Below are 25,212 nucleotides of genomic sequence, written 5' to 3' on the forward strand. Positions count from 1 at the left end.
TATGAGTATGACAGCAGCTTATCCACGCGACCTGATCGGCTACGGAGCGCAGGTACCACATGCGCAATGGCCGGGTCAGGCAAGAATTGCGGTGCAATTTGTTCTGAATTACGAAGAAGGCGGTGAAAACTGCGTGCTGCATGGCGACAAGGCATCGGAACAGTTTTTATCAGAAATCGTCGGTGCGGCAGCATATGAAGCGCGGCACATGTCGATGGAGTCGATTTACGAATACGGTTCGCGTGCTGGTGTCTGGCGGATTTTGCGCGAGTTTGAAAAACGCGGATTGCCGCTGACGGTATTCGGCGTGGCGATGGCGTTGCAGCGGCATCCTGAACTGACGCAGGCATTTAGCGCGCTCGGACATGAAATTGCCTGTCATGGTTTGCGCTGGATACATTACCAGAATCTGGATGAGGCAATCGAGCGCGAACATATGCAGCAGGCAGTGCAGATCATGCGTGATCTGACAGGCACCGCGCCGCTGGGATGGTACACCGGGCGTGATTCGCCGAATACGCGGCGCTTGCTGGTTGAGCATGGCGGCTTTACTTATGACGCCGATTACTACGGCGATGATTTGCCATTCTGGACTGAAGTCAGCACCAGCGCAGGCGAGCAGCAACCGCATCTGGTGGTGCCGTACACGCTGGACAGTAATGACATGCGTTTTGCCACGCCGCAGGGGTTCAATACTGCCGATCATTTTTATACGTATTTAAAAGATAGTTTTGATGTGCTGTATGCAGAAGGTGATCCGGATGGCGACAATGCGCCGAAAATGCTGTCGGTGGGCATGCATTGCCGCTTGTTAGGCAGGCCTGGGCGGTTCCGCGCTTTGCAGCGTTTTCTGGATTACATACAGGCACACGACAAGGTATGGATTTGCCGCCGCATCGATATCGCGCAGCACTGGATGAAGACGCATCCTTACCAGCCACAAGCTGCAGGAGCCGTAGGAACAGAGGGAGCCGCAGCATGAGCAAGACTTACAGTTTAGATGAATTGAACCTTTGTTCTGCGCAGGCGTTTGTCGATGTTCTGGGCGGTATTTTTGAACACTCGCCGTGGGTGGCTGAAGCGGTTGTCGCGCAGCGGCCATTTGCCAGCAGGGTAGCCTTACACCAGGCGATGGCGGATGCAGTCAGAACTGCGGCGGAAAGTGCACAGTTGAAACTGATCCGCGCCCATCCTGAATTAGCGGGAAAAGCAGCGATACGTGGCGAGCTGACGGCAGAGTCCAGTCGTGAACAAAGTGGTGCTGGCCTGACCCAGTGCAGCGCGGAAGAATTTGCGCAGTTACAACGTTTAAATGCCGAATATAAGGAAAAATTCGGCTTTCCGTTCATCATCGCTGTACGCAATCATGACCGGCAAAGTATTATCCGCAACTTCACGCAACGTCTGGCAGCCAGTCGCGCCGACGAAATGCGGGAATGCATAGAACAGATTATCCGTATCGGGGAATTCCGGCTGGCTGATCTCATCAGCACCTGAATACACAGCAGACACACTGTACAGGACGCGACGCTGATTGCCGGTAACCGCATACGAAACAATTTTTTATCACATCAATCAAGGAAAACCGATGAAATTTCAATTGAAAAGTATGGTGTTGGCAGTGTCTTGTCTGCTTGCTGGCGGTGCATCTGCACAATCACAGGTGTCCGTCGAAGGTTTGCTCGACGTGACTCTGGGTTCCGTTAAATACAGTGGCGACAGTGGTCGTCAGGCTGCAGTTAACAGTGGCGGTATGACGACATCGTGGGTCGGTTTCAAAGGTGTTGAAGATCTGGGCGGCGGTTTGAAAGCTGATTTTGCATTGACCAGTTTCTTGCAGGCAGATACTGGCGCCTCTGGCCGTTTCAGCGGTGACACCATGTTTTCGCGCGATGCGAACGTTGGTTTGTCCGGCTCTTTCGGTAAAGTGTCGCTGGGTCGCGGTCTGGCACCAAGCTTTTTACCTACCGTGATTTTCAATCCGTTCGGCGATTCTTTCAGCTTCTCGCCATTGGTATTACACACCTGGGTTTCCAGCGGTAATTATGCTGCCCGCACCTGGGCCAATTCCGCCGCAGGAGACTCTGGCTGGAGTAACGAGATCGTTTACACGACACCGAATTTTGATGGTCTGAGTGCGAATGTGCATTACCAGTTCGGTGAAAAAGCAGGCAGTACAGGTACTAAAAACGTCGGTATCAATGCCTTGTATTTCAATGGTCCACTTGCTTTGGGTGCTTACTATCATCAGGTGCAGGTCAGCAATCCGCTCAGTGGTGGCGCGATTGTGGATGCAACAGCAGCGCCTGTGAATTATGCGTCGATCAATAATCAGAAAACTTACTTTGTTGCCGGTAGCTATGACCTGACAGTAGCAAAACTGTTTGCGACGTATTCTTCGAGCAAAGATGACACGACCAGCCCGAAATCACTGGATGACAAAACTTACAGTCTGGGCGTGAAAGCACCGGCTGGCGGCGGCGACATTTTGCTGGCGTTTGCGAATACTAAACGTACAGGCAGCCTGGTTGGTGCGGATCTGAAGCGTGATACTTTCTCCGCAGGTTATGACTACAATTTGTCCAAACGTACTGATGTCTACGCATTAGTGATGAGCGACAAACTCAACACGGCTGACCGTGCAACCAGCGTTGCTGCCGGTATCCGTCACCGTTTCTGATGTTCAGTCGTCAGGCATGAAACAAAAAACCGCATGAATCACGCGGTTTTTTTTATGGTGACGCGATTTTGCAGCAAGCCTGCTGCGTGCCATATTTAACCCGGGCTTTGATAAATCACTTTATCGAGTTCCGGCAAGCCATACACATCTTCATTACTTAAAAAATCATCAAACGGGCCGACCTTGCTGACCTGATTGCCGTGTTTGAAAACGATCTGCAAACCGTCTTCCTGATTCCAGTCGCAATCGCATTCAAACAACACATAAACCGCCTGATCGCCATTGCTGCGGCGGCAAACCAGCGCCTCATTGCCGAACTGAATATGCTGCCAGATATCTGCTGGTTCGGTGATTTCTACGCAGGGCTGGCCTTCGGCTTTGGCCAGGCGTGCCCAATCGAGGTAATAGTTAAAAACCGGGGTTTCTGCGGCCTTCAGCGCGGCACTGCTGAGCGTGATGAAATTGCTGATCGCATCAGAAAAATCCTGCGGATGCGGATCGACTTCGTAGCCTTCAATCAGAAATTCACATGCCGTATTGTTAAAAGCCGCGATGTTGAACGCGTCGCTGATCAGCCAGTCATTTTCTTCATCTTTGATCAACGTGCCGAGTGGGGGGATTTGCATAGGGATTCCATAAAAACAGGCGTGAGGTGCAGCGTCCACAGATGCCTTGGCGCTGTCTCAGAAAAGCATGCGGACATCGGTCCGGGCGACGCATTTTATCAATATATCCACCCGGACGGTGAGCTAATTAGCGTGGTGTTGATGCAGGCCAGCCTTGTCGGACTGAAAGGAGAGCACAGCTTTTGCCAGCTAAAATTATTTGTCCGGGCACGCAATGCGAGTCGGAAATAATGGTTTGGAGGCGTTCAGGGCTCTAAATATACTCCCACCAGTATATTTTAAAGCCCTTTGTTTATAGGGAGATAAAGGCAGTTTTTGCACATACTCCCCATTTTTCACTGTTTTTTTGGCGTTTTCAGGCGATTTTTAAGCGTTTTCCAGATAGGCATCGAGTGCGTCGTACCAGATTTGTTTCTGTGCATCAGATACGAAGGATGCTTCAAAACTATTCCGCGCCAGTTGCACCAGTTCTTCGCGGCTCAATGCCAGCGCATCGGCGGTGGCGATGAAATTCGCGTTCATATAGCCGCCGAAATAGGCCGGGTCATCCGAATTGATCGTCACACACAAGCCATCACGCAGCATGCGCGCCAGATTGTGCTCGCGCATATCCTTCACGACGCATAATTTGAGATTCGACAGCGGGCAAACTGTCAGCGGGATACGGCTGGCTTTTAAACGCTGCATCAGCGCCGGGTCTTCTTCTGCTCGTACACCGTGGTCGATACGTTCCACTTCCAGCACATCCAGCGCGCTGTGGATATACGCTGGCGGGCCTTCTTCACCCGCATGGGCGACCAGCCGGAAACCCATCGCCTGGGCGATCGTAAACACATGGGCGAATTTTTCCGGCGGATTGCCGACTTCGGCCGAATCGAGACCGACACCGGTCCACACGTCGGCATAGGCTTCACGCAGCGGCAATGCGGCTTCCAGCGTCGCCAGCGCACTTTCTTCACTCAGATGCCGCAGGAAACACAGTATCATGCTGCCGGAAAAACCGTCCGCCGCTTTTGCTTCGCGCAAGGCACGGGCAATGCCGGCAAATACGGTTGCTATCGCGATGCCGCGTTCGGTGTGGGTTTGTGGGTCGAAAAATAATTCGACGTGGCAGACATGGTCGGCGCGGGCGCGCTGTATGTAAGCATGGGTCAGATCGAAGAAATCCTGTTCGGTCTGCAAGACTGCGGCACCGGCGTAATACAGGTTCAGAAATGATTGCAGGTCTTCAAAGTCGTAGGCGGCACGGACTTCTTCGACGCTGGCATACGGCAGGCTGACGCCGTTTTTCCGGGCAAGCTCGAACATCATTTCCGGCTCCAGCGAGCCTTCGATGTGTAAATGGAGTTCGGCTTTCGGCAAGCCGCGGATAAAGTCGTGTAAAGAGTTACTCATGCTGTTTATTCCGCTGTGTGAGTGATAGAGGCGAAGTCCGGCAGTGTAGGTGTCTTCGCCCAGAGTTGCAATAACTGTGCCGCAATGGCAATGGCGATGACGCCGGGTTCTTTGCCAGTGATGCCGTCAATACCGGCCGGACAGACCATCGTCGCCAGCCGGGCGGCGCTTATCTGGCGCTCGCGCAAACGGTGTTCAAAGCGGGCGCGTTTGGTTTGTGAGCCGATCAGACCGAACCATGCGACATCATTCTTACGCAAGATATGTTCGCTCAGCAGCAAATCCAGACCGTGGTGATGGGTCATGACGAGAAAGTAAGCGCCTGCTTCGGCGTGAACAACGACAGCTTCGGGGCAGTCAGTGGCTTCCGTTTGTACCGATAGTGGTAAATGCGCTGGAAACAAATGGTCGCGTTCATCGACCCAGGTGATGCGGCAAGGGGTTTGCTGTAATACATTGACCAGCGCACTACCGACATGACCGGCACCGAACAGGTACAGATGCGGTAATTGCGCTTGCTGTTGTTGAAATTCCGCATAGCGCGCCAGCTTTTGTTCGGTCGTCCAGCTATCGGTGCGTTCGAGCATGATGCTGACCGCGCCGCCACAACATTGACCGAGACTGGGGCCAAGCGCCAGATCGAGATGCCGGGCGGCGGCGTTATGCTCAGCGCTTTCCGCCAGCCACAGACGGGCATGCGCAATGGCTTTCCATTCGAGATGACCACCGCCTATCGTGTCGTACTGGTGCTGCGCCGTGACCAGCATGCGCGTGCCAGTGCCGCGCGGCGTCGAGCCTTTAGCTGCCGTGACCGTGATCAGGATCGCAGGCGCATTCTCTGGCAGCGCTTGCAGACTTTCCAGCCAGCTTGTATGAGAGTTAATAGGCATGACCAGGTTATTGAGTGGCGCTGAACAGCAAAAACAGCAAGATAGCAGCTTGCCGTAGTATGGATATACACGGCAACTGATGCCGTGTATTGATGGGTGGATATTACGGTGGGTCAGTGCAGCAGAACGCTTTGCCGCATATAGCCATCAAACTGACCTAGAAAATCGTCGATCTCTTCTATGCTGGGTTCGCTCGCGATCAGCTCGGTGACACCATGCCGGAAATTCAGCGCCTGCGGACCACCGATAAACCATTCACGACGTACTGCTTTGTCGGTAATTTCGTAGCCGCCAAAACGCAGAGCTTCGTGCTCCGCATCTTCACTGTATTCAACGACGCTGTAATTTTCACTGTTATAAATAAGATTCATTTTGCATCCTTTCTGGCTGGAGAAATGACTTCCTCATATAAACCGGACATGGTGCTGTTAGCAGCAAATTTCAAGTTAGGACTTGCGCAAAGTCGCCCCAGCGGTGTTATGGCTCCTAGCCGTACTATTCGTACTGCCTTCGTCGTCACGCCTTGCCGGGACAACTTTGCGCAAGTCCCAGAAGTAAGCAAAAAACGTGCTGCCTGATAGAGGTTACGGTGCCGCGATGAATAGCTTTAGTTTATTTTTAGTTTATTCAGGAAATTTACATGGAAATAAATTCGTCTGTTGTCAGTAACTGGTCATAGGGTGCTTGTTGTAACGTCAGCCTGAGATTGGCGAGATGCTCACTACTGGCAACGCCGAGATAAATGTGTTGTGGCCGTTGCCGGAGCGCCCGGTTGAGGCTGACCCGCATGGTCAGATTGCCGATACAGCAAAAACAGCCGGGGGCAATTCTTTGTAAATGGAGTTGTTGGGTATCGCTCAGCAGCAGATCGCCCTCAGGCAAACCTTCCAGCAGGACGGCGACGCGGTCGATGCTTTTATCATGCTTCTGATCATGGTCGATACAGGCAGCGATCTGAGCTTCCCGCTGGCGATAGCTGCCACCGCTGACGAGCGTCAGCGGCACGGCAGTTTGCAGATTATTCGCCGCGTTTGGCGTATTTGACGGACTCGACACCGAGTTGTTTGAGTTTGCGGTAGAGGTGGGTGCGTTCAAGGCCGGTCTTTTCGGCAACCCGCGTCATGCTGCCGCCTTCACGATTTAAATGATATTCAAAATAAATCCGTTCAAACGCATCTCTGGCTTCGCGTAAAGGTAAATCAAACGACAGACTGGCGAATTGATTTGCCGGCGCACTTGCTGCGGCAGGAGCGGTATTGAACTGGCGCGATTCAAAGGTGCCGCTGCTTGCCTGTATGCCGCCCTGAGTCAGGCTGGGATGGTTGTGATCGCTGCTGATGACGCGCAACGCTGGCGCTGCCGGACGTACAGGCTCAGGTGTACGGGTCAGCCCTTGTTGCACGGCTTTGAGCAGTTTTTGCAGAGCAATTGGCTTTTCCAGAAAGTTCAGCGCACCGATACGGGTTGCCTCGACGGCGGTATCAATGGTCGCGTGACCGGACATCATGATCACCGGCATGGTCAGCAAACCGTCGCGCTGCCACTCTTTAAGTAAGGTGACGCCGTCGGTATCCGGCATCCAGATATCCAACAGCACCAGATCGGGTTTTGCTTCCTGTCGGGCCAGTCGTGCCTGCTGCGCGTTTTCCGCGAGTTGCACCACGTGTCCCTCATCTCCCAGAATTTCCGAGAGTAATTCCCGGATACCCATTTCATCATCTACGACCAGAATATTTGCCATAAATCTACCCTATTACTGCCCTTGTGGTTTTTTTCTTTCTTATTTCCGCATTACTCTTCCGCATTAATCTTCGTTAATGTCGAATGGAAATCAGCCTGTTCATGCTGTTTTTGAGTCCGGTGCTAACTTTAACAGCAAAATCGCTACTTTTGCACCGTTTGTATCACTGCGATTCTGAATATCGATACGACCACCGTGTTCGTCGATGATTTTTTTCACCATGGCAAGTCCTAATCCGGTTCCGCGTGGTTTCGATGTCGCATAAGGTTCGAATGCGCGCGCCAGAATTTTGCTGGAAAATCCGGGGCCGTTATCGATAATTGACAGCTTCACTGCGCTGCAGACATCCTGCGCTTTGCTGTTGTAATGGACGACTTCGGTGATCACATCAATGCGTGGCGGCACATCGGACTGCGGCTGATCGGCAACGGCATCCTGTGCATTTTGCAACAGGTTATGGATGACTTGGCGCAGTTGCGTAGCATCGCCCATAATTTTCGGTAAATCCGGTGCCAGATGCAGGCGGATGATATCGCGGTCATCGCCCGCCAGATACAGATGCAGCACTTCATCGATCAGTTCACCGAGATCAAGCTGCGACAATACTGCGGGCGGGGTTTTTGCATAATCGCGGAAATCATCGACCATGCGCTTCATCGATGACACCTGATTCACTATGGTCGTTGTACTCTTATTCAGAATGGCGACATCCGCTTCATTGAGCTTATCCTGCAATTTCATTTGCAGACGTTCTGCAGATAGTTGTATCGGCGTCAGCGGATTTTTAATTTCGTGCGCCAGCCGTCGCGCCACTTCGCCCCAGGCGATCGAGCGCTGGGCAGAGATAATATTGCTGATGTCATCAAACACGATGACATAACCGTTGCCCGCGCCGACCGGCAAATGTGAGCCACGGGCGAGCAAAGTAATCGTCTGTTTATCGTCATTTGGCATCGCACCTGAGGCTGGCTCCGCTGTTTTGACTGCATCAGGGCGGGGCACTTCAATTTGTTGTTGCCAGTGTTCCTGCTGCTCTTTACCACCGGCTGCTGATTGCGCATGTTGTTCTGAAAAGGCTTTGTCGATGGCGTCGGCAAAATCATGCATGCCATTGATATCCGCCAGTGGCTGACCAATCTCTGCTTCTAATGGCCGTTGCAGTATGCGTTCGACGGATTCATTGCAAGTGACCAAGTGGCCAGCCTGATCCAGCACCATCACACCTGCCGACATATTGGCCAGCACCGATTCCAGATAGGCCTTGGCATTTTCCAGTTCACTGCGGTTTTTTTCGACGGCGGCACGGGCATCGAATAACTGGCGCGTCATGGTGTTAAACGATTTCGTCAGGCTGCCCAGTTCATCCGTACTGGTGACGATAGGGCGCGGTGAAAAATCACCTTCGGTGACTGCTTTCGTTCCTTCCGCCAGCAACAGCAAGGGACGCGCAAGCTCACCAGAAATCAGGAAGGCACTGGCAATGGCGGCAAAAATAGCCAGTAACAGGGTCAGTGTCAGCGTAAAAATATACATGGTTTTCAGGCTGCCCCGACCCAGCGAACGCAGCTGATATTCCGTTGACGCATTGCGCAGTGCTTCGGCGTGCGCTGCCAGATTTGCCGGAACCGGTTGTATCAATTGCAGAAAATAGGTTTCCCGCTGCAAGGACAGCGCCATATCACTTGCCTGCAACTGTATGACAACGCGCGAACGCAGGGTTTTATTGTTTTCTTGCGGAAGAATCGGACGTTTTGCGTCGCTCAACCCGGCATTTTTATTCACCTCGGCGGGGTCCGGCGTATTAATTTTTTCGTCGATGGCGGCAAAGATGCGCGAATTACGTGCTTGCCTCAGCATGTCGGCGGTCGGGAGTTCCGGTACCAGCCGTCCAAAATTCTGGCTGGCGGTGGCAACCAGCCTGCCGCGGCTGTTAACAATCGTGGCTTCCTGCACCAGCGCCCGTTCGCGCAGACGCGATAACTTGATGGATAAAGGCGTGTCTGACGGCGTTGATAACTCGCTCGCCATTTCACGCGCTTTTGCCTGCAGATCGGCCAGCAGAAAATCGAGCGCCGCCAGACCGAGATTCTTGCCGGAATCCAGAGCAGACTCTACTTTGACGTCAAACCAGGATTCTATCGAGCGCGACACGAAGGTGACGGACACCGCATAGATGACTGAGCCCGGCAGTATGCCCACCAGCGCAAACAGCAATACCAGCCTCGTCATCAGTTTGGAACCGAATTCACGGCTGCGGAAACGACTGAATAAACGCCATACCAAAGCGGAAATCAGCAGCAATAAAGCGGAGGCAACGACGGCATTGGCACCAAGCAGCCAGCCATAGTAGGGCTCAAAATTAGCGGAATTTTCAGAAGCGGTAGTCAGTAAAAACAGCAGGATACTCATCAGAGCACCGCCGATAATCAAGGCATACCGCAAAAATCTTGTCACTTGTCTTCAGCCTTGAAGGTAAAGCGTTTCCAGTCTGAGGAAAAACGCCAGTCGCTGTTATTGAGCGAGGTAATCAGGAAAGTCTTGGGCAGATAACTCAGATCGAGTTTCAGTTTGACGGCAACGTTATAGACTGCACCGGCAGTCAGCGTGCCTTTGTCGGCGACGATCCAGCGTCGTGGCCGCAATACCAGCGCGAGTGCATCTTCGAGCGTGGCAAAATTTTGCTGTAAACCCTGATTGATGGTGGCGGTGTATTGTCGTGTCCAGGGGTTGTAGCCGATGCGGACAGTCTGTACTGCGCGTATGGTCTTTTCATCAAACCAGTACCAGCGGGGACGGGTCAGCTCGACTTCGGTGGTGAATGAGATGGGGATTTCTTTGGCGATTGCGTCGGTCAGCGCATGGCTGAGTTCAAACGAAAAGCTGGCTGCCAGACGATAGCCCTCATCGCTTGCTTCGATTCTGGCTGAGGTGACTTCAGCTTCCGCCGCATGCACAGTCGGAACTATGAGCAACGCCAATAGCGCTAACACAAGTGTCAGCGCTAAGCGGCGTAGGTGATCGTTCAGACGAAGGAGCATGCAATCAGGAAATAAAAATCGTAGCCCCAATGATAACTTGAAGCTCGTGTTTTCCGTTAGCTTTGCCCGGGTTTTTGAAACAAGGCATAGAACAAACCGTCGTGTTCGTTGTTTGCATCGGACGGATTCGCCATGGTTGGCAATAATTGGCCTGGTGCATCGAGACGGATGGCGCCATGCCGGGCAGCAAATGCGGCAGCTTGCGCCTCCGACTCAGCAGGCCAGATAGAGCAGGTGACCATCAGCATTTTGCCGCCGGGTGCCAGCATGCGCCACAGATTGTCGAGTATGCGTGACGATAAAGCCGCGAGCTGCGCGGTATCGGTTTTGCGGCGTAACCAGCGGCTATCCGGATGACGGCGTACTACGCCTGAGGCGGTACAGGGGACATCGGCAAGTATCCGGTCAAACGCTTTGTTATCCCACCATCCCGAACGGCTGGCATCGCCTTCTTTGATGGTCGCAGATAACTTAAGTCTGCTCAGATTTTCCTGAATGCGTTTGACGCGCAAAGGATCGATATCCAGCGCCAGCAGATTGACGTCGGCCAGTTCCAGCACGTGGCAGGTTTTGCCGCCCGGTGCCGCGCAGGCATCGAGCACCCGCATTCCGTCTTGCACATCCAACAGTGGCGCGGCGAGTTGCGCTGCCGCATCCTGCACCGATACCATGCCATCTTCGAAGCCCGGAATGCTGTTGACTGGCAAAGGCTTGGCCAGACGTACCGCAAACGGCCCGATTTGTGAGGCTTCAATCTGCTGTTCCGCTAGTAATTGCAAATAGGCGGCGGTGCTGGTGATCCGGCGATTCACGCGTAAGGTCAGCGGCGGTGCATGGTTGCCGGTCGTTAAAATCGCTTGCCAGTTATCCGGATAGGCTGCTTTGGTCTGGTCTACCCACCACTGCGGATAATTCCAGACCGCCGCAGGTTGCTTCATGACGAGCTTGAGTAATTCTTCTTTTTCACGCAGATAGCGGCGTAATACAGCGTTCACCATGCCTTTGGCAAAGACCATGTGAGCATTGGCGCTGGCGGCGGTGACGGCCTGATCAACCACGACAAAATCCTCGTACGGCGCATCTTCGCCTTCATTTTTCACCAGCAAAGTCAGGGCGCAGCAGAGCAAGCCGTACAACAATGCTGGTTCTGGCGCTTTATTTGTCATGGCTTTCAGCAGCGCGTCAACGCGCCCGACCTGACGCATCGTCCGGTAAGAAATATCCTGTATCGCGCCACGCGCTTGCGGCAATGCATTGGTTTGTAAAAAAACTTTTGCCAATGCTTGTGGTAACGCCATGCCTTCGAGTACATAGGCCACCGCCTGCGCAGCGCCGGAAAGGCTGAAAGCCAGTGAATCCGGCTTCAGCTCCAGCATTGGCGCTTGTGGCTGAGCTTCAGGTGCCGCAGCGACTGTACGAGCCAGTTTGATGGCAGGTTTGCCGAGGATTTTTCTTGGTTGTTCTTGCATATTAATGTTTGGTGAGTAGCAATTTGATTCCCAGACTGACAAATGCTGTTCCGACAAAGCGCTCCAGCCAGAGTTTGTAGCGGGGATTCTGACTTGCGCGGCGCGCTAGTGTACCAGCCAGAAAGGCGGTGCCGCTATTCCAGAGCGTACTCATCAGGACAAAGGTTGCGCCGAGCAGCAGAAATGCAGAGGTTTTGTGATTTGCATCGGTTGAGACAAATTGCGGGAAAAACGACAGAAAAAACAGCACTACTTTCGGGTTGAGAATATTGGTGAGTACCGCTTGCCAGAAAATTTTCTGCAGCGGGCGGCGTTCCGGTTCGGTTGAACGTGCAATCAAGACTGCCGGTTTGCTGAACAACATTCTGACACCCAGGTAAATCAGATAGGCGCCACCCGCCAGTTTAATGATGGTGAATGCCAGCGCCGAGGTGGCAATGATTGCGGTCAGCCCGAATGCAGATGCGAACGCGTGAAACAGACAGCCAACCGAGATGCCGAGTGCGGAAATGAGACCGGCAGTGCGACCCTGAGCGATGCTGCGCCCGACGATATAGGCGGTATCAGGCCCGGGCGTTGCATTGAGCAACATCACTGCCAGACAAAATAACCCAAAATGAATGATGCCAAATTGTTCCATATTTATTTCCTGGTGATTCAGTTGGTGGCTCAGGTTCCTGTTACATGGGACGTTGCTGTGAGCGGCGTCAGATGTCGTTGTTCCAGCCATGTACGCAGATCATCAAAGACTGGCGTTGCATCAAGCTCGTTAAAAATTTCGTGATAAAAGCCATCGTAATAATGCGCGGTCATCAATGTTGGGACGACGCCCTTTTCGAAACGGCGGCTGCCATCCGGATCAACCAGATGGTCGTCTTCGGCGACCAATAGCAACACCGGAACAGCAATATTGCTGACATGCTGATGGGTAAAAGCGATTGCTGCCTGCATGCTGCGCAGCAGACGGGCACTGATTTTAGGGTGTACCAGCGCATCATTCTGATATGCCTGAACCACTTCGGCATCATGTGACAGATAGCGGGTTTTCAGTCCATTCGGCAGCCCTGTTCCGGGAAACAGCGCCAGTGCCACTTTGGCTAGTTGTTGCTCAAAACCGGACATACGTATTGCCAGAGCAGGAGATGAAAGTATCAGCGCCCTGACCGGTGCCAGATTCGCGGCGACAAAACGGGCAGCGAATAAGCCTCCCATACTATGTCCCAGCAGAATAGGCGGTGCCGCCAGTTGCTGACTGAAATCCTGAATGATGGTTTGCGCATCTCTCAATATCGCGTCGTCGTCAGGGACATCTCCGGCATTGCCAGAGGATTTGCCATGACCACGATGGTCATAAGTGCGGACAGCAAAACCAAGGGCATTAAAAAACCGGGCAATGTGCGCATAGCGGCCGCAGTGTTCGCCCAGGCCGTGCATCAGTAGCACGCCTGGCGGCAACTGATCGCCATTGGGGGAGAGCGGCCAGTCGCGGACGAACAGGCGGGTGCCATCTTGCGTCGTTAAATCAAATTCCCGGGTGTTTTCGATATGAGCCGTCATGAATCAGACACCCCAGACCACGTCTTTTTGCATTTTTTGTGCAGCCTGCAGCATGTCGAGTAAAGGAAATGCCCGTGTGGCGAACGATACCGTTGCTGGCTTTTCATGTTCGTCGTCGTTCTCATTTTGATGCGTGTTGACATCATGTGCGACTTCAGTGGAAACGGAGTGGATTTTGCTCTCAGCAATGGCGGCTTCGATGCTGGCGATAGCTGCGGGTAATTCAGCGGTTGTGATGATGCCTTGTTCGACATCCTTGTGCAGCAGGTCGAGAATACGTCGTGCATGTTCCTTGTACATGACGATTTCTGCGGCCGCTTTTGATTTGAATGTGATCAGCATGGGGTCTCCTTTTTGGGGTATCAGGGCGGTTTTGTCAGACACAGTGTTCACGTAAGGCATGGTATTACAGTGTAAAACGATGCCGGGAAACAATGGCGGATGATAGGGAACGTTGCTGAAGCTATCATAATCGCAATTGCCTGATTTTTGTGGTTTGTGCTTCAGTCGGTTTTGAATGAACTCATGTAAGTATCGATGACGTCCTGTTTCAGTTTTTTTGCCGGACCAATCGCAATCACCTGATATACCCGTGGTCCGCGTATGATGAAGCGAGCGGCCATAGTGACTACTTCGCCATCGGGCAATTTTCCCTGCATTTCAACGATACCGTCGGGGCTGCTGGCCGCTTGCGTGATCTGCCCATGTATGTTTTTCAGCATCCCATCTTTCATTGCTTCTGCCACGACACCAGCTTTGCCGGGATCATCCAGTCTGACACTGCCGACTGCAAAATTGACGCCTGCTGCATCGGCGGCGGTCATCTGCATGTTCAGCGTCAGCCCGGCGAGTTGCATGTCCCGGCCGAAACTAGCAGGTTTTGCAGGCATCAGGACACGGAAAGGTGCATCGTTGCCGCGGACTTCGCGCCAGTCAAACTGCGGGCTGCATGCCAGGAGCATCAGTATCGCGGCAGTGCTCAGGATTTTTTTAGTCAACATAGTTTCACTGGCAAATAATAGAAATAGGGGGAGTATCACTCCTGCTTACTCTGAAACCCGCGTAAAGCAGAGGCGACACCAAGGCAAAGTAATAATACTCCCAGGAGTATCTGCGGAGCAGGAACAGTCTGACGCAGAATGAATGCGTACAAAAGCGCCGCCAGAGTCTCAAACACAATCAACTGACCGCTGAGGCTGGTGGCTAATTTTTGACTTGCCTGGTTCCATAACAGCGTGCCCAGCCAGGATGCCAGTAATCCCAGTGTCAGCATACCGACGATAAATTTACCGGGGCTGCTGCCGAATGGAAAATCATAGACTGGCGTTGGCTGCATCGTCTGAACCATTCCGTAGAGCAGAAAACCACACAGGGCGAGCGGCAGTGTTGCTAATCCTTGTGCAGTTGCCCAGGTGCCGGATTGAATTTGTGGATGATTCTTCAAATACCGGCTGTTCATGATCGGATACCAGGTCCATGCAGTGACGGCAATCAATGCCAGGCCTGCACCTTTCACGTAATCGCTGATCGAGCGTTGGGCATCAAGATGACGCAATTCTTCGCTGTTGACCAGCATGATGCCGCAAAAAATCAGCAATAGCGGCAGCACGAGTTTTTTCCAGGCGATTGATTCGGACGGATGATGTGGTGACCAGTTCGCAAAGACCGCGATCATGACTGGCAAGGTGCCGATGAGCATGGTTGGCAGCGGCGCATCGGCAAGCTGAATCGCACTGGCCAGCGCAGCGTAATAAATGATATTGCCGACTGCTGCCAGTTTCAGTGCGCTGTACCAGTCAGTTTTGCTGAGGCTAAGAATACGGCGTCGGTCAAACCATGCCGGAATCAGTGCGATCAGGCCAAATGCCAGATAGCGGCCAAATGAAAGCACCACGCCGGGATAATCCGGCAATAACAAGGGCGTGATAAAGACCAGACCCCACAATAAACCTGCACCCAGAGCAGCGAGGACGCCGCCTACCATCTTGCCACACTCATCAAAAGATCTCGCTTATTCAATCAAGCTGACATCATAGTAGCTTTGATATTGTTAAAGGACATATCGGCACAAACACAACAAAGTGCATGCTTTTACCATCGGATAGATCTCTATGGTTTTGTGATGACAGTGGGGTATCATAGAGAACGATAAAACTGCTTCGTCAGATGGTGATGAAGCTTACGATTTTCTCCTTCTTCATTGGTGCTGCGATGTCGCTTCGTCATTCCGTCCTGTTGGCTTTGTTTCCTTTATTTTTGTTGAGTGCATGCGAACGTCTGGGCATTGCCGATCCGGCGAAAGAAGCGGCACAAAAGGAATCCGATGCGCGTGCTACCGGCAGCGCTTGTCGGCATGCCGGGCGTGCGATTGAAGACTGCTATGCGCTCAATCCCGATGCCGCCCGATCGTCCGTGTACGCCGGATGGAAAGAGATGAACGACTATATGCGTGAAAACAAGATAGACAACGTCAAACCAGAAATTGCGTCAAACGCGCCGCCTGTTAAAGACGATGCCAGTGCCTCAGAGTCTGCGTCTGCTTCGGAATCCGCGTCTGCCAAATCAAAAAAATAGCTTGGCGTCGCATGTCATTACAAATTCGTTTGATGCGTGAACAGGATATCGCTGCGGTATTCGAGGTGCAGACGCAGGCCTATGTGAGTGCGATGGTCGAGGCTGAGAGCATTTTTCATGCGCGACTGAGAGCGGCGCCCGATACCTGCTGGGTTGTGGACGATGCGGAAGTGGGTGTCTGTGCATATCTGATGACTTATCCTTCAAGCAGCGGGAAGATTTCATCTCTTGGCAGTGATTTTGACCCTGCAAGGGAAGCCGATAGTCTGTATCTGCACGATCTGGCCGTTGGTACGGCGATGCATGGACGCGGCGTAGGCGTGCGTCTGGTCGAACATGCGCAAGCATACGCTCTCAGTGCAGGTTGGACGACAATGCATCTGGTCTCAGTGCAAAGTACGAAAGCGTTCTGGCAAAAGCAGGGTTTTGTTGAAGTGACAGCTTTATCGCCAGAGCAGACATCGGCACTGATGACATACTCTGGCTTAGCTCATTACTGTGTGAAGCAGCTATAGACGAATAGAAGAGACGGTTTATTCTTCAGTTTTTTTCTTGGTTTTCTGTTTTTGGTAAATGATTTTTTTGCTGCCACCTTCACAGACACCGACGACGCGCAACTTGGTTTCTGTATCTTTTGGTACGACTTTGAGAGCGTAATCACTAACACCTTTGCCTTCTAACTTGGCATTGATTTTGTCCATGATCGCTTCGCATGGCGTGACGGCTGCCCAGCTGGATGCGCTGCACAGCAGTAAGCCAGATACCAGACTCTTAGTAAAAATGGGATTCCTCATTTTGTCTTCTCCTTTTCCATGGATGATTTACTGTTATTAATTAAAAGCTGGTGATAAAACCGTACCATTTCTAGGTAATTTTTAACAGAGATGCGTTCATTTGTTCCATGAAAACGTGGTAAATCCTCACTAGTTGCCCTGACTGGTGAAAATTTAAATATATTCGGACTCAGTTTTTCGAAATGTCTTGAGTCTGTTGCGCCCAGCATTAAGCCTGGCGCGACGATGGTATTGGCGAAGACTTCACGTATGGTCTTGTGCAGCATCCGGTATGCGTCAGAATTTACTGGTGACACTCTGGATGGTTCAGAATTCCCGTTGAGTGAGTTGATGCGGATAGCATCATTACCGATGGTGGTTTTGATGTGTTCCATCACACTGGTCTGAGTATCACCCGGTAAGGTACGGAAATTCACGGTTGCCTGAATTTGTCCGGGTAGGACATTATCTTTGTTCCCGGCACGAACCATCGTCAGTGCGGTGGTCGTTCTCAGTGTTGCGTTGGTGCTGGCGCTTTTTTCAAGTTCATGTTGTACCAGCGGTGCGAATAACCACAAATTAGATAATAAGACGCGGTTCAGACCGTGCATTTCAGGCGCTATTGTTTCAAACATATCGAGTGCGATGCCACGAATATTGGCTGGCAACTGATGTTGTTCGAGTTTGCTCAGCGCGTTGCTCATCATACCTATGGCTGTTTTTTGTGGCGGCATAGATGAATGACCGGGCGTGGCATCCAGACTCAGCTGCATGCTGGCATAACCTTTTTCGGCAACGCCTATCAGTGCAGCAGACTGGTCCAGACCTTTTAATATACCCTCGGTGACCAGCATTCCTTCATCCAGTATGAACTCGAAGCGGATGTTCCGGCTTTCTAACAATGCCGCAATCGCTTTCGCACCATGCAGACCGCCGACTTCTTCGTCATGCCCGAAGGCCAGATAAATTGTCTGGCGAGGCTGAAAGCCGGAAGCGAGCGCTGTTTCTATCGCTTCCATCATGGCAAACAAATTGCCCTTATCGTCCCACGCACCGCGTCCCCAGATGAAACCATCTTTTATCTCGCCTGCAAATGGCGGTTGTTGCCACAAGTGCTCTGTGCCGGGTGCTACCGGTACGACATCCTGATGCGCCATCAGCAATATCGGTCTGGCATTGGTATCCGTGCCTTGCCAGCGATACAGCAGACTATGTTCCGCGACGATATCGCGTTGTAATTTTGCATGAACCAAAGGAAAGGACTTTTCCAGTAAGGCATGTAACGCGTTAAACGCCGCTGATTGCGTTTGCACTTTGTCGGCATTTGCTATTGTTGGCAGACGCAAGGCACTTGCCAGACGTTGCGCTGCCGCCTGTTCGTCAAGCTTGACTATGGCTGCTGGTTGTACCGGTATTTGTCTGGAAGACTGACGCAGCGTATTTACGCCAATGACCAGAACTAAACTTAGCAGGACAATGATGAGAAATAAAAAAATCCGCTTGATCATGGTACTTTCCCATTGAATAGGATAAATTGCCAATTTAGACAGCCTATCATTTCACAAATTTCAGATTCCAGGTAAGTTATGCAAGGTATGGATGAACGTTTTTGTTTTAATGCGCGCATTGCAGAGCTGAATTTGCCCGAGCTGAGATTCGATTTTTGAATTTCCAACATGATTAAGACTGATTTTCAACATGATACAAACGGGACTACATACCAGTCGTATTGCTAAAACATTTGCAATCAGTCTGGTGGTGGCAATTGTGCTTGCTGCCGGCGTATTTGTCTGGACGCTGCGTTTGCAAGAAATACATAAGTGGGAAAAGCAGACCGAAACCTTCAGCGTTGTGTTGGCAGAAAATACCAGTCAGCAGATGGATTTTGCTTACACTGCCCTGGGTAATATCGCTGAACGAATACAAGACCGTTGGAGTATCAGCGCAGAATACCTGTCATCCAAACTTGGCACCTACGATTTCCATCAGTTTCTGAAAGAAAAGGTTGCCCTGTTTCCGGCGATTGAGGTCATTTCTATTCTCGACGTCAATGGGAATGTCATCAGTACGTCCAGAAATTTTCCGTCACCCGCCTATAACCTTGCTGATCGCGACTATTTCCAGGTGCAGCGCGATCATCCTACGCAGGGAATTTATCTCAGTAATCCGGTGCGCAGCAAAACAACTGGCGACTGGATATTTTTTCTCAGCCATCGCCTGACTGGCAGTGATGGTGAGTTTATTGGCGTTGCCATCATCGGCATCTCACCGAAGTTTTACACTAAATTTTATGAAAAACTGAACGTTGATGGTCATGTCTCCATTTCACTGCTGAGAGACGATTTTACTTACCTGGCCCGCTGGCCGGACACTGAAGCAGTCATGGGAACGAAGCACGCTGCAGCCAGCATTCACCATCGCAGTATCGATGCAGACGATAGAAAATCGCTTGTGATCACCTCCGATACTTCCGCTCTTGAATATGGGAAGCCCAGCATAACGGCTATCCAATATCTTGAGAAATATCCATTGATTGTTTATTTTTCTGTGGATGAAAATCTGTATTTATCTGATTGGCATGCGATCAGCCTGGCGGTTGCTATAGTGACTGTTGCTGCCATTGCCGCCGTGATCGCTGCATTTCGTGTATTGATACAGTTATTCATACAAAAAGAAAGTGATATGCAGGTGATGACGGAGCTGAAACGTGAGGCTGATGTTATTAACCGGAACCAGACCAGACTGTTGCAAAATCTGACGGAACAGCAGAAAGCACTAAAAGAATCATCCGACCGCTTGCAGGCGATTTTTCAGAATGCTGCTGATGGTATTGTGATGACGGATGATACCGGCATTGTCGAAGCCATTAATCCTGCTGCTGTTGCCATCTATGGGTATTCGTCCGAGGAGGTGGTGGGCAAGGCAAATCATTTGTTCTCACCCGATGGCAAGCTCGATATGCTGGAAATTGCGATCAATAACGACGATTTCCAGCAAACAAGGCGTTTGCGTATAGAAACGGAGCGCCTGCGCAGAGATGGCAGCTTGTTTCCGGCTGAACTGTCGATCAGTGAATATAGTCTGGCTGGAAAACGTAAGCTGATTACTATCGTGCGTGACATTTCTGAGCGTCGCAAAATAGATCGCATGAAGAATGAATTCATTTCTACGGTCAGCCATGAATTACGCACGCCTTTGACAGCGATTCGCGGCGCTCTTGGATTATTGGTCGGAGGGGCGGCAGGATCAATACCAGAAAAGCTGCAGCCTTTGATTTTGATGGCGCATAAAAATAGTGAAAGTCTGACGCGCCTGATCAATGATTTACTTGATATTCAGAAAATTGAGGCCGGGAAAATGGATTTCGCATTTGAACGCCTGAATTTACTCAGCTTGCTCGAACTTGCTGTGCAACAAAATCAAAGTATTGCAGAGGGGCGCGGCGTCCGGCTGGAAATAGATGTGGATTTGCCAAGAATACGGCCCATTGAAATTAATGTCGATCAGGGACGTTTCCAGCAGGTACTCGCTAATCTGATCTCGAATGCCTGCAAATACTCACCGGAAGGTGGTGTCGTGCGTGTTATTGCGTTAGTCGTCAGCGCTTGTTCGGTACGTGTATTGGTTACCGATCAGGGCGGCGGCGTGCCGGAAAACTTCAGAGACAGAATCTTTAAGAAATTTTCTCAGGCAGATTCGTCTGATACGAGAGCTAAAGGCGGAACCGGTCTGGGATTGGCGATTTCCAAAGTGATTATTCAGCAAATGCACGGTGAAATAGGTTTTTATAACTTGCCCCCTGAGCAGGGCGGCGGTGCTCATTTTTACATTGATTTGCCGATTGTGGCGGCGTCGCAATCGCTTATATCAAACCTAAGTCCAGTCCTTTGATTCCATTGAAAACGGTGTCGAGTTGCCGGGGATTGAGTCCATATATACGACTGAACAGACCGCCAAGTACGGCACGATATTCATTCAATACCGGATAGTCGCGATTTTGAAATAACTGGCTGGGTGTCAGTTGTATCTGCTCCCCGGAAATCTGGCCTCCACGTATGCCTCCACCTAGCACCCAATAAACGCTGCCATGCCCGTGGTCAGTGCCACGTTTTCCATTTTCACGGAACGTACGTCCGAATTCGCTGATCACAACGACAGTCGTGTTACACCACTGGTCGCCCATGGCATTTTTGTAGGCGAGCAGACCACGTCCGAGTTCCTCGAACTTATTTGCCAGCACGCCTGTTTCTGCACCCTGATTCACATGGGTATCCCAGCCACCGACATCAATAAATCCTAGTGCATATTTTTCCCGCATCATTCTGGCAATGCGCTGCGCTTCCAGTTCAAATCCTTTAGTGCTGATCGCATTGCGGTTGGCGGCGTTCATTTCTTCCTGCATCTCTTTCACCACTTCCTGGCGAACGGCGAAGCCTTCATTGACTTGCTGCGCCAGCGCGGTCTTACGATACATTTGTTCTATCAGCTGATTCTGATGTTCGTTCAGACCGGATTTCGCAATGCTTTTTAATGCTGTATTCCCGACTTGTACATTACCTTGCAGAATAAGTGGCAGTTGATCAGTAAATGCCATTGCCGGTGCAGATTTTCCGTCATTTTTCCCGCCATTTATTACGGCTGCCAGGCGGTTCAAAAAGCCAGAATGAAAATTCCGGGTGGTATTGAGTGCTTGCCCGAGTTCTATGCTGTCCTGCGTTTCAAAATGACTGCGCGATACATCGTCGATACCGGCAAAAGGAATAAAGGCGATTTCCTTACTCTGATACATGGGGTAGAGCGTGTCGCGCAATGCCGGATGTAAGCCCCAGTCGGCATTCAATGCGATAGCACCGCCTGGTTCGTTGCCGGGGCGTCTGATTGCAATGGTCGGACGGGATTCATAATAAAAATCACTGGCCGTCGGCACCAAAAAATTGCTGGCATCGTAAGCGCCACGTAAAAATACCAGCAACAGACGGTTTTGCGTAGCCGGTGCCGCAAGTAACTGACTACTGTAAGTGATACCCGGCAACGCAGCCATGCTAGCCAGGCACTGCAATAATTGGCGACGATTCATGTTGATTTTCATCCGGTCTGCTTGTTCATCATATGGTCAGTTGTCGATCGCTGTCCCCGCGTTTATTTACTAACGGCGCATCATTTCCGGTGAGGCGAGAAATAAGGTACTCCACTCTGCGGGTGTGGCTGCCTGTTGTAATGTCTGTTGTGTGTCCTTGCTGAATGTCTGCACCCAGTTTTTGACATACAGCGAGCTTGCAATGGCCGGTGTACGCGGTTTTTCTGCTGAAATCTGCAGATCTGTTTTGAAGAGTGCAGGCGTGCCATAGGAGATACTGCGGGCGACATCAAAGCGGACTGTCATTTGTCCGGGGCTTGCCCAGGCACTTTCTGTCATGGCGTATCCGTCCGGCGTCTGCCTGCCGTTGAATGGCTGCCCCATCATGTTGAGCCAGTTGATGATCGGAGCTGCATTGACGATGCAACTCCCGTCGTACGCAAGCCGCATGGAGGAAACAGCGTAGTGCACAGGATCTTTGAATTTGCGTCCTAAGGAAGCAATAAATTCCTGTGAGTCAAACATCGTGCGCAAGGTGACGGGAATATCGCCATCGCTTTGCAGAAAGCTGTTAGCCATCGCTTGTATCAGGTTTTCTGACGGCGTGTCAGAGACGAAATACGTCGCCAGTTTCCGGCTGATAAAGCGCGCCGTAGCTGGTTGCCTGCTCAGCAATGTCAGTGTTTCCTCAACTTCATTGATACCGCGACCTTTGATGTTGTTACCTAATATCTGCTTGTTGCCAAAGTCGTGTCGCTGCGGATTGAATTCAAACAAACCCTTACGCAGATAAAATTTACTTAATTCGGCTTTAAGTCTTGGTGTGTCTGTGCCCAGATTAACACCGACGCCAGTAAGCACCCGCGCCAGTTCTTGCACGTCTTTCTGGGTATAGCCACTATTGACGCCCATCGTGTGTAATTCCATTAATTCACGGGCATAGTTTTCGTTAATGCGACCATTTGCATTATGTTCGTTATCGAGGTAGCGCAACATCGCCGGGTGATACACGGTGGCTTTGAGTAATTCGCGGAAATTACCCAGAGCATGCGGGCGTATCGCGTGTTCCTCAAAATCGCCGACCATGGCCCTCAGATTATGTTTGCCTGCGTGGATGTTGAAATGATTCATCCAGAACCAGGTCATTTGTTCCTGCAACTGATTCGGTGAATAGATATCGCGTAAAAGCGAGCGTGTTGCAGCTTCTTTGGCCAGACGGTTCAACTCTTGCTGATACTCTTTCCGCAGGCTGTCATCGGTGCCCTTTTGCTGTTCGGCGACGATGCGTTTATGCTCCAGCTCCCTGACGATACTCTCTATCGGTTGCTGAGAAATCGTCATCGCGCTGATTTGCGCCTGCACTGTTGGCGGCACGACGCTGGCCCGTCCACGGAGTTGCTGATCGAGGAACTTGTCCATGCCAACCGCTTGCAATTGTTGATAAGTAGAGAAGTTACTACCCCAGGTCAGCCGGTTGAGCAGCAGCTCTGGCTGGACGTTCGCTTTCGCAAAAGTATTGCTGCTGGGAGGAAGAAATCTGGATGGCCCGGCATCCGTTATCTTGTTTGGCGCGGGTGACGTCGTGCATCCTGACATTGCGAAAATGAGGATGAAAACCGGGCTTAAAGCCAGCAGACGCTGTAAAGGTGAGTCGCTCAACATGGAAGTCACTTCTCCGGGCACTATCGATGGCCATCAGCATACAACGGATTGTCCGGCAATTGGATGACCTGCGAGTGACGAAATGCAACCGAGTGTGAGCGTTACCTCATTAAGAGTAACAGGTCAGATGACGTCGTCACTCTCGTCAGGCAGACTTTCCAGTGGCGAACTGTCGGCCTGATCCTGCTCAAAATAGCCAGGGAGCAGCCCGCCGTCAGCATTGTTGAGATTGGCCGTTGAGGAGTTGTCTGCCATTGTCTGATGCGAATTGCCATTCATCAGATGGCTGATGCCCTGAAACAAAAAGGCTCCCGCAGCCACACTCGCGGCTGTTGCGGCTACGGTTCCCAGCATGCTACCGCTAGTATTACCGAAAAAACTGCTTGCAGGCGCTGTGGCAACGGCAGTTGGCTCGCTGACAGGCACGGCGGCCATCGCCGGATAGGCCGCTAAAGGTGCGCCAGTGACTGAGGTGCTGGTATTGGATGGAATGTTTAGCGGGCGACTGCTGGCACTGTTGCCCCAATTACTTGCGGCAGGATCGAGAAATTGTGTGGGTGTCGTCGGATTTTGTGTCGCATTGAGTGCTTGTTGCTCACGCAAATCTGCCTGCAGGCTGGCAATCTGACTGTTTGCATTTGCCAGAGCCTGTTCCAGTAATAAGGCCCGTTGTACTAATAAGTAGCTTGCATCCGGCTGCTTGCTGATTGCCTCGCTGATCAGGCTGGCGGCTTGCGGGTCTTTGGCGACGCCTTGTACCTGAACCAGCTGGGCGAGAAAATTTTGCAGAACCTGCATTTCTTGTGGCGACATCGTTTTCTCCTGAAATAAGCGATATGGGCACTATCTGGTCATGGCATCGGCTTTTTCAATGGATGTTTATAGTCAATGCTCGCGTAATGCCCGCCGGTACTGTATTGCTTCCGCGACATGGGCCGAACTGATGTGATCTGCACCGGCCAGATCGGCGATGGTACGTGCTACTTTCAATACGCGATGATAGGCGCGGGCTGACCAGTTAAATTTACTCATGGCATTTTTCAGTAACTGATCTGCACTGCTGTCCGGGCGGCAGTAAGTATCGATTTCTGTCGTGGTGAGTAAATTGTTGACCTTGCCCTGACGTCGTTGCTGGCGCTCAAATGCGGCTTCGACACGTTGCGCCACCACCGGGCTGGATTCTCCTGTCGCTTGTTTCAACAGATCCTCGTGCGGTAATGCCGCGACCTGAATCTGCAAATCGATGCGGTCAAGTAAAGGGCCAGAAATTTTATCCTGATAACGAGCAATATTGTCCGGCGTGCAACGGCATTTGCCATTACTGTGGCCGAAGTAGCCGCAGGGACAAGGATTCATGGCGGCGATCAGCTGAAAACGGGCTGGAAAATCCGCTTGCCGGGCAGCGCGGGAAATAGTAATGTGCCCAGATTCCAGCGGTTCCCGCAGCACTTCGAGAACGCGCCGATCGAACTCGGGAAGCTCATCAAGAAATAAAACGCCCTGATGAGCCAGTGAAATTTCGCCAGGACGTGGCGTGCCACCGCTGGTCAAATTATCGCTATTTAAGAATTTCGCAAAATTATTTAAGAAAATCGACTGGTGGCCAGGAGTTATATCTCCTGGCCAAGCAATGCTATTCCAGGGTTGTTGAGAACTGTCTGCTTGGAGCCCCTTTTCACACTTTCCTTGCTTGTGTCTTTGTGTGCGACTTTAGAGATGTTTTTTTTTGC

Annotated in this window: 27 protein-coding genes; 7 read left to right on the top strand and 20 right to left on the bottom strand. The window is 51.5% G+C overall.

Features of this window, described 5'->3' with window-relative positions; genetic code table 11:
* The first annotated feature begins 1 nt into the window (after position 1).
* The 3 genes from puuE to Undi14_RS01230 all read left to right on the top strand — a co-directional run bounded on the left by puuE (position 2) and on the right by Undi14_RS01230 (position 2,680).
* Positions 2 to 982, top strand: coding sequence for an allantoinase PuuE (gene puuE, locus Undi14_RS01220; protein ID WP_234030356.1), 981 nt, complete (start codon positions 2 to 4; stop codon positions 980 to 982).
* A complete protein-coding gene (uraD, locus tag Undi14_RS01225) occupies positions 979 to 1,497 on the top strand; it encodes a 2-oxo-4-hydroxy-4-carboxy-5-ureidoimidazoline decarboxylase (protein WP_200177615.1) in 519 nt (172 codons plus the stop codon). Before puuE ends, uraD begins: the two co-directional genes overlap by 4 nt.
* Before the next feature lie 91 nt (positions 1,498 to 1,588).
* Entirely contained in the window at positions 1,589 to 2,680 is a 1,092-nt protein-coding gene (locus Undi14_RS01230) for a porin (RefSeq protein WP_200177616.1), read from the top strand.
* Between the two features lie 95 nt (positions 2,681 to 2,775).
* On the opposite strand, the gene Undi14_RS01235 is transcribed toward Undi14_RS01230, so the two are convergent.
* The 4 genes from Undi14_RS01235 to Undi14_RS01250 all read right to left on the bottom strand — a co-directional run bounded on the left by Undi14_RS01235 (position 2,776) and on the right by Undi14_RS01250 (position 5,962).
* Positions 2,776 to 3,306 (bottom strand): hypothetical protein, encoded by a 531-nt coding sequence (locus Undi14_RS01235; protein WP_200177617.1) that lies wholly within the window; start codon positions 3,304 to 3,306, stop codon positions 2,776 to 2,778.
* A gap of 366 nt (positions 3,307 to 3,672) precedes the next feature.
* On the bottom strand, positions 3,673 to 4,701 hold the full coding sequence (locus tag Undi14_RS01240; RefSeq protein WP_186896091.1) for an adenosine deaminase: 1,029 nt from the start codon (positions 4,699 to 4,701) through the stop codon (positions 3,673 to 3,675).
* A 5-nt stretch (positions 4,702 to 4,706) separates the two neighbouring features.
* Entirely contained in the window at positions 4,707 to 5,591 is an 885-nt protein-coding gene (xdhC, locus tag Undi14_RS01245) for a xanthine dehydrogenase accessory protein XdhC (protein WP_200177618.1), read from the bottom strand.
* A 113-nt stretch (positions 5,592 to 5,704) separates the two neighbouring features.
* Positions 5,705 to 5,962, bottom strand: a complete 258-nt coding sequence (locus Undi14_RS01250) for a DUF3567 domain-containing protein (protein ID WP_186883964.1) — start codon at positions 5,960 to 5,962, stop codon at positions 5,705 to 5,707.
* Positions 5,963 to 5,986: 24 nt separating this feature from the next.
* Here Undi14_RS01250 and Undi14_RS01255 point away from each other — a divergent pair, with 24 nt between their 5' ends.
* The gene (locus tag Undi14_RS01255) at positions 5,987 to 6,169 is read left to right on the top strand and encodes a hypothetical protein (protein WP_200177619.1); all 183 of its coding nucleotides are present in this window, start codon (positions 5,987 to 5,989) and stop codon (positions 6,167 to 6,169) included.
* A 58-nt stretch (positions 6,170 to 6,227) separates the two neighbouring features.
* On the opposite strand, the gene Undi14_RS01260 is transcribed toward Undi14_RS01255, so the two are convergent.
* From Undi14_RS01260 to Undi14_RS01305, 10 genes are all read right to left on the bottom strand, one after another.
* On the bottom strand, positions 6,228 to 6,647 hold the full coding sequence (locus tag Undi14_RS01260) for a GTPase (protein WP_370589856.1): 420 nt from the start codon (positions 6,645 to 6,647) through the stop codon (positions 6,228 to 6,230).
* Positions 6,610 to 7,332 carry a response regulator gene (locus Undi14_RS01265; RefSeq protein WP_190476782.1) on the bottom strand — a complete coding sequence of 241 codons (723 nt, stop codon included), beginning with the start codon at positions 7,330 to 7,332 and terminating at the stop codon, positions 6,610 to 6,612. The genes Undi14_RS01260 and Undi14_RS01265 overlap by 38 nt, the downstream gene beginning before the upstream one ends.
* Positions 7,333 to 7,431: 99 nt before the next feature.
* Positions 7,432 to 9,786, bottom strand: a complete 2,355-nt coding sequence (locus Undi14_RS01270; RefSeq protein WP_200177621.1) for an ATP-binding protein — start codon at positions 9,784 to 9,786, stop codon at positions 7,432 to 7,434.
* Positions 9,783 to 10,370 carry a DUF4390 domain-containing protein gene (locus Undi14_RS01275; RefSeq protein WP_190476784.1) on the bottom strand — a complete coding sequence of 196 codons (588 nt, stop codon included), beginning with the start codon at positions 10,368 to 10,370 and terminating at the stop codon, positions 9,783 to 9,785. The genes Undi14_RS01270 and Undi14_RS01275 overlap by 4 nt, the downstream gene beginning before the upstream one ends.
* Before the next feature lie 56 nt (positions 10,371 to 10,426).
* The gene (rsmB, locus tag Undi14_RS01280; RefSeq protein WP_200177622.1) at positions 10,427 to 11,839 is read right to left on the bottom strand and encodes a 16S rRNA (cytosine(967)-C(5))-methyltransferase RsmB; all 1,413 of its coding nucleotides are present in this window, start codon (positions 11,837 to 11,839) and stop codon (positions 10,427 to 10,429) included.
* Between the two features lies 1 nt (position 11,840).
* Positions 11,841 to 12,479 carry a LysE family translocator gene (locus Undi14_RS01285; protein ID WP_200177623.1) on the bottom strand — a complete coding sequence of 213 codons (639 nt, stop codon included), beginning with the start codon at positions 12,477 to 12,479 and terminating at the stop codon, positions 11,841 to 11,843.
* A 29-nt stretch (positions 12,480 to 12,508) separates the two neighbouring features.
* Positions 12,509 to 13,396, bottom strand: a complete 888-nt coding sequence (locus Undi14_RS01290) for an alpha/beta hydrolase (protein WP_200177624.1) — start codon at positions 13,394 to 13,396, stop codon at positions 12,509 to 12,511.
* Positions 13,397 to 13,399: 3 nt separating this feature from the next.
* Positions 13,400 to 13,738, bottom strand: coding sequence for a DUF1840 domain-containing protein (locus Undi14_RS01295; RefSeq protein WP_200177625.1), 339 nt, complete (start codon positions 13,736 to 13,738; stop codon positions 13,400 to 13,402).
* Between the two features lie 161 nt (positions 13,739 to 13,899).
* Positions 13,900 to 14,397 (bottom strand): hypothetical protein, encoded by a 498-nt coding sequence (locus tag Undi14_RS01300; RefSeq protein WP_200177626.1) that lies wholly within the window; start codon positions 14,395 to 14,397, stop codon positions 13,900 to 13,902.
* Between the two features lie 35 nt (positions 14,398 to 14,432).
* Positions 14,433 to 15,380 (bottom strand): DMT family transporter, encoded by a 948-nt coding sequence (locus Undi14_RS01305; protein ID WP_200177627.1) that lies wholly within the window; start codon positions 15,378 to 15,380, stop codon positions 14,433 to 14,435.
* Positions 15,381 to 15,568: 188 nt separating this feature from the next.
* Here Undi14_RS01305 and Undi14_RS01310 point away from each other — a divergent pair, with 188 nt between their 5' ends.
* Positions 15,569 to 15,970, top strand: a complete 402-nt coding sequence (locus Undi14_RS01310; protein WP_223826780.1) for a hypothetical protein — start codon at positions 15,569 to 15,571, stop codon at positions 15,968 to 15,970.
* Positions 15,971 to 15,981: 11 nt separating this feature from the next.
* Positions 15,982 to 16,485 carry a GNAT family N-acetyltransferase gene (locus Undi14_RS01315; protein ID WP_200177628.1) on the top strand — a complete coding sequence of 168 codons (504 nt, stop codon included), beginning with the start codon at positions 15,982 to 15,984 and terminating at the stop codon, positions 16,483 to 16,485.
* Positions 16,486 to 16,503: 18 nt separating this feature from the next.
* Here Undi14_RS01315 and Undi14_RS01320 read toward each other — a convergent pair whose 3' ends face one another.
* Complete coding sequence (locus Undi14_RS01320) at positions 16,504 to 16,764, bottom strand: DUF1161 domain-containing protein (RefSeq protein ID WP_200177629.1); 261 nt, start codon at positions 16,762 to 16,764, stop codon at positions 16,504 to 16,506.
* Entirely contained in the window at positions 16,761 to 18,251 is a 1,491-nt protein-coding gene (locus tag Undi14_RS01325) for a M20 family peptidase (RefSeq protein ID WP_200177630.1), read from the bottom strand. The genes Undi14_RS01320 and Undi14_RS01325 overlap by 4 nt, the downstream gene beginning before the upstream one ends.
* Before the next feature lie 190 nt (positions 18,252 to 18,441).
* Here Undi14_RS01325 and Undi14_RS01330 point away from each other — a divergent pair, with 190 nt between their 5' ends.
* A complete protein-coding gene (locus Undi14_RS01330; protein ID WP_200177631.1) occupies positions 18,442 to 20,634 on the top strand; it encodes an ATP-binding protein in 2,193 nt (730 codons plus the stop codon).
* Here the strand turns inward: Undi14_RS01330 and Undi14_RS01335 are convergent.
* The 4 genes from Undi14_RS01335 to Undi14_RS01350 form a co-directional block, all read right to left on the bottom strand.
* The gene (locus Undi14_RS01335) at positions 20,606 to 21,820 is read right to left on the bottom strand and encodes a DUF1501 domain-containing protein (protein WP_200177632.1); all 1,215 of its coding nucleotides are present in this window, start codon (positions 21,818 to 21,820) and stop codon (positions 20,606 to 20,608) included. The two genes, Undi14_RS01330 and Undi14_RS01335, sit on opposite strands and share 29 nt — an antisense overlap.
* Positions 21,821 to 21,889: 69 nt before the next feature.
* Positions 21,890 to 23,482 carry a DUF1800 domain-containing protein gene (locus Undi14_RS01340; protein WP_234030358.1) on the bottom strand — a complete coding sequence of 531 codons (1,593 nt, stop codon included), beginning with the start codon at positions 23,480 to 23,482 and terminating at the stop codon, positions 21,890 to 21,892.
* Positions 23,483 to 23,605: 123 nt separating this feature from the next.
* Positions 23,606 to 24,295: a DUF2076 domain-containing protein gene (locus Undi14_RS01345; RefSeq protein ID WP_200177633.1), complete on the bottom strand. Its 690-nt coding sequence runs from the start codon at positions 24,293 to 24,295 to the stop codon at positions 23,606 to 23,608.
* 72 nt (positions 24,296 to 24,367) lie between these two features.
* Positions 24,368 to 25,114: an ATP-binding protein gene (locus tag Undi14_RS01350; protein WP_200178156.1), complete on the bottom strand. Its 747-nt coding sequence runs from the start codon at positions 25,112 to 25,114 to the stop codon at positions 24,368 to 24,370.
* Positions 25,115 to 25,212 lie beyond the last annotated feature (98 nt).

Origin of the sequence: Undibacterium sp. 14-3-2, from assembly GCF_016595265.1 — a bacterium.
Lineage (GTDB): Bacteria > Pseudomonadota > Gammaproteobacteria > Burkholderiales > Burkholderiaceae_D > Undibacterium > Undibacterium aquatile.

Bases quoted from the DNA above. Each gene is read 5' to 3' on its own strand.
- puuE (WP_234030356.1), top strand. From the start codon at position 2: ATGAGTATGACAGCAGCTTATCCACGCGACCTGATCGGCTACGGAGCG.
- uraD (WP_200177615.1), top strand. From the start codon at position 979: ATGAGCAAGACTTACAGTTTAGATGAATTGAACCTTTGTTCTGCGCAG.
- Undi14_RS01230 (WP_200177616.1), top strand. From the start codon at position 1,589: ATGAAATTTCAATTGAAAAGTATGGTGTTGGCAGTGTCTTGTCTGCTT.
- Undi14_RS01235 (WP_200177617.1), bottom strand. From the start codon at position 3,306: ATGCAAATCCCCCCACTCGGCACGTTGATCAAAGATGAAGAAAATGAC.
- Undi14_RS01240 (WP_186896091.1), bottom strand. From the start codon at position 4,701: ATGAGTAACTCTTTACACGACTTTATCCGCGGCTTGCCGAAAGCCGAA.
- xdhC (WP_200177618.1), bottom strand. From the start codon at position 5,591: ATGCCTATTAACTCTCATACAAGCTGGCTGGAAAGTCTGCAAGCGCTG.
- Undi14_RS01250 (WP_186883964.1), bottom strand. From the start codon at position 5,962: ATGAATCTTATTTATAACAGTGAAAATTACAGCGTCGTTGAATACAGT.
- Undi14_RS01255 (WP_200177619.1), top strand. From the start codon at position 5,987: ATGACTTCCTCATATAAACCGGACATGGTGCTGTTAGCAGCAAATTTC.
- Undi14_RS01265 (WP_190476782.1), bottom strand. From the start codon at position 7,332: ATGGCAAATATTCTGGTCGTAGATGATGAAATGGGTATCCGGGAATTA.
- Undi14_RS01275 (WP_190476784.1), bottom strand. From the start codon at position 10,370: ATGCTCCTTCGTCTGAACGATCACCTACGCCGCTTAGCGCTGACACTT.
- rsmB (WP_200177622.1), bottom strand. From the start codon at position 11,839: ATGCAAGAACAACCAAGAAAAATCCTCGGCAAACCTGCCATCAAACTG.
- Undi14_RS01285 (WP_200177623.1), bottom strand. From the start codon at position 12,479: ATGGAACAATTTGGCATCATTCATTTTGGGTTATTTTGTCTGGCAGTG.
- Undi14_RS01290 (WP_200177624.1), bottom strand. From the start codon at position 13,396: ATGACGGCTCATATCGAAAACACCCGGGAATTTGATTTAACGACGCAA.
- Undi14_RS01295 (WP_200177625.1), bottom strand. From the start codon at position 13,738: ATGCTGATCACATTCAAATCAAAAGCGGCCGCAGAAATCGTCATGTAC.
- Undi14_RS01300 (WP_200177626.1), bottom strand. From the start codon at position 14,397: ATGTTGACTAAAAAAATCCTGAGCACTGCCGCGATACTGATGCTCCTG.
- Undi14_RS01305 (WP_200177627.1), bottom strand. From the start codon at position 15,380: ATGGTAGGCGGCGTCCTCGCTGCTCTGGGTGCAGGTTTATTGTGGGGT.
- Undi14_RS01310 (WP_223826780.1), top strand. From the start codon at position 15,569: ATGAAGCTTACGATTTTCTCCTTCTTCATTGGTGCTGCGATGTCGCTT.
- Undi14_RS01315 (WP_200177628.1), top strand. From the start codon at position 15,982: ATGTCATTACAAATTCGTTTGATGCGTGAACAGGATATCGCTGCGGTA.
- Undi14_RS01320 (WP_200177629.1), bottom strand. From the start codon at position 16,764: ATGAGGAATCCCATTTTTACTAAGAGTCTGGTATCTGGCTTACTGCTG.
- Undi14_RS01325 (WP_200177630.1), bottom strand. From the start codon at position 18,251: ATGATCAAGCGGATTTTTTTATTTCTCATCATTGTCCTGCTAAGTTTA.
- Undi14_RS01330 (WP_200177631.1), top strand. From the start codon at position 18,442: ATGATACAAACGGGACTACATACCAGTCGTATTGCTAAAACATTTGCA.
- Undi14_RS01335 (WP_200177632.1), bottom strand. From the start codon at position 21,820: ATGAATCGTCGCCAATTATTGCAGTGCCTGGCTAGCATGGCTGCGTTG.
- Undi14_RS01340 (WP_234030358.1), bottom strand. From the start codon at position 23,482: ATGTTGAGCGACTCACCTTTACAGCGTCTGCTGGCTTTAAGCCCGGTT.
- Undi14_RS01345 (WP_200177633.1), bottom strand. From the start codon at position 24,295: ATGTCGCCACAAGAAATGCAGGTTCTGCAAAATTTTCTCGCCCAGCTG.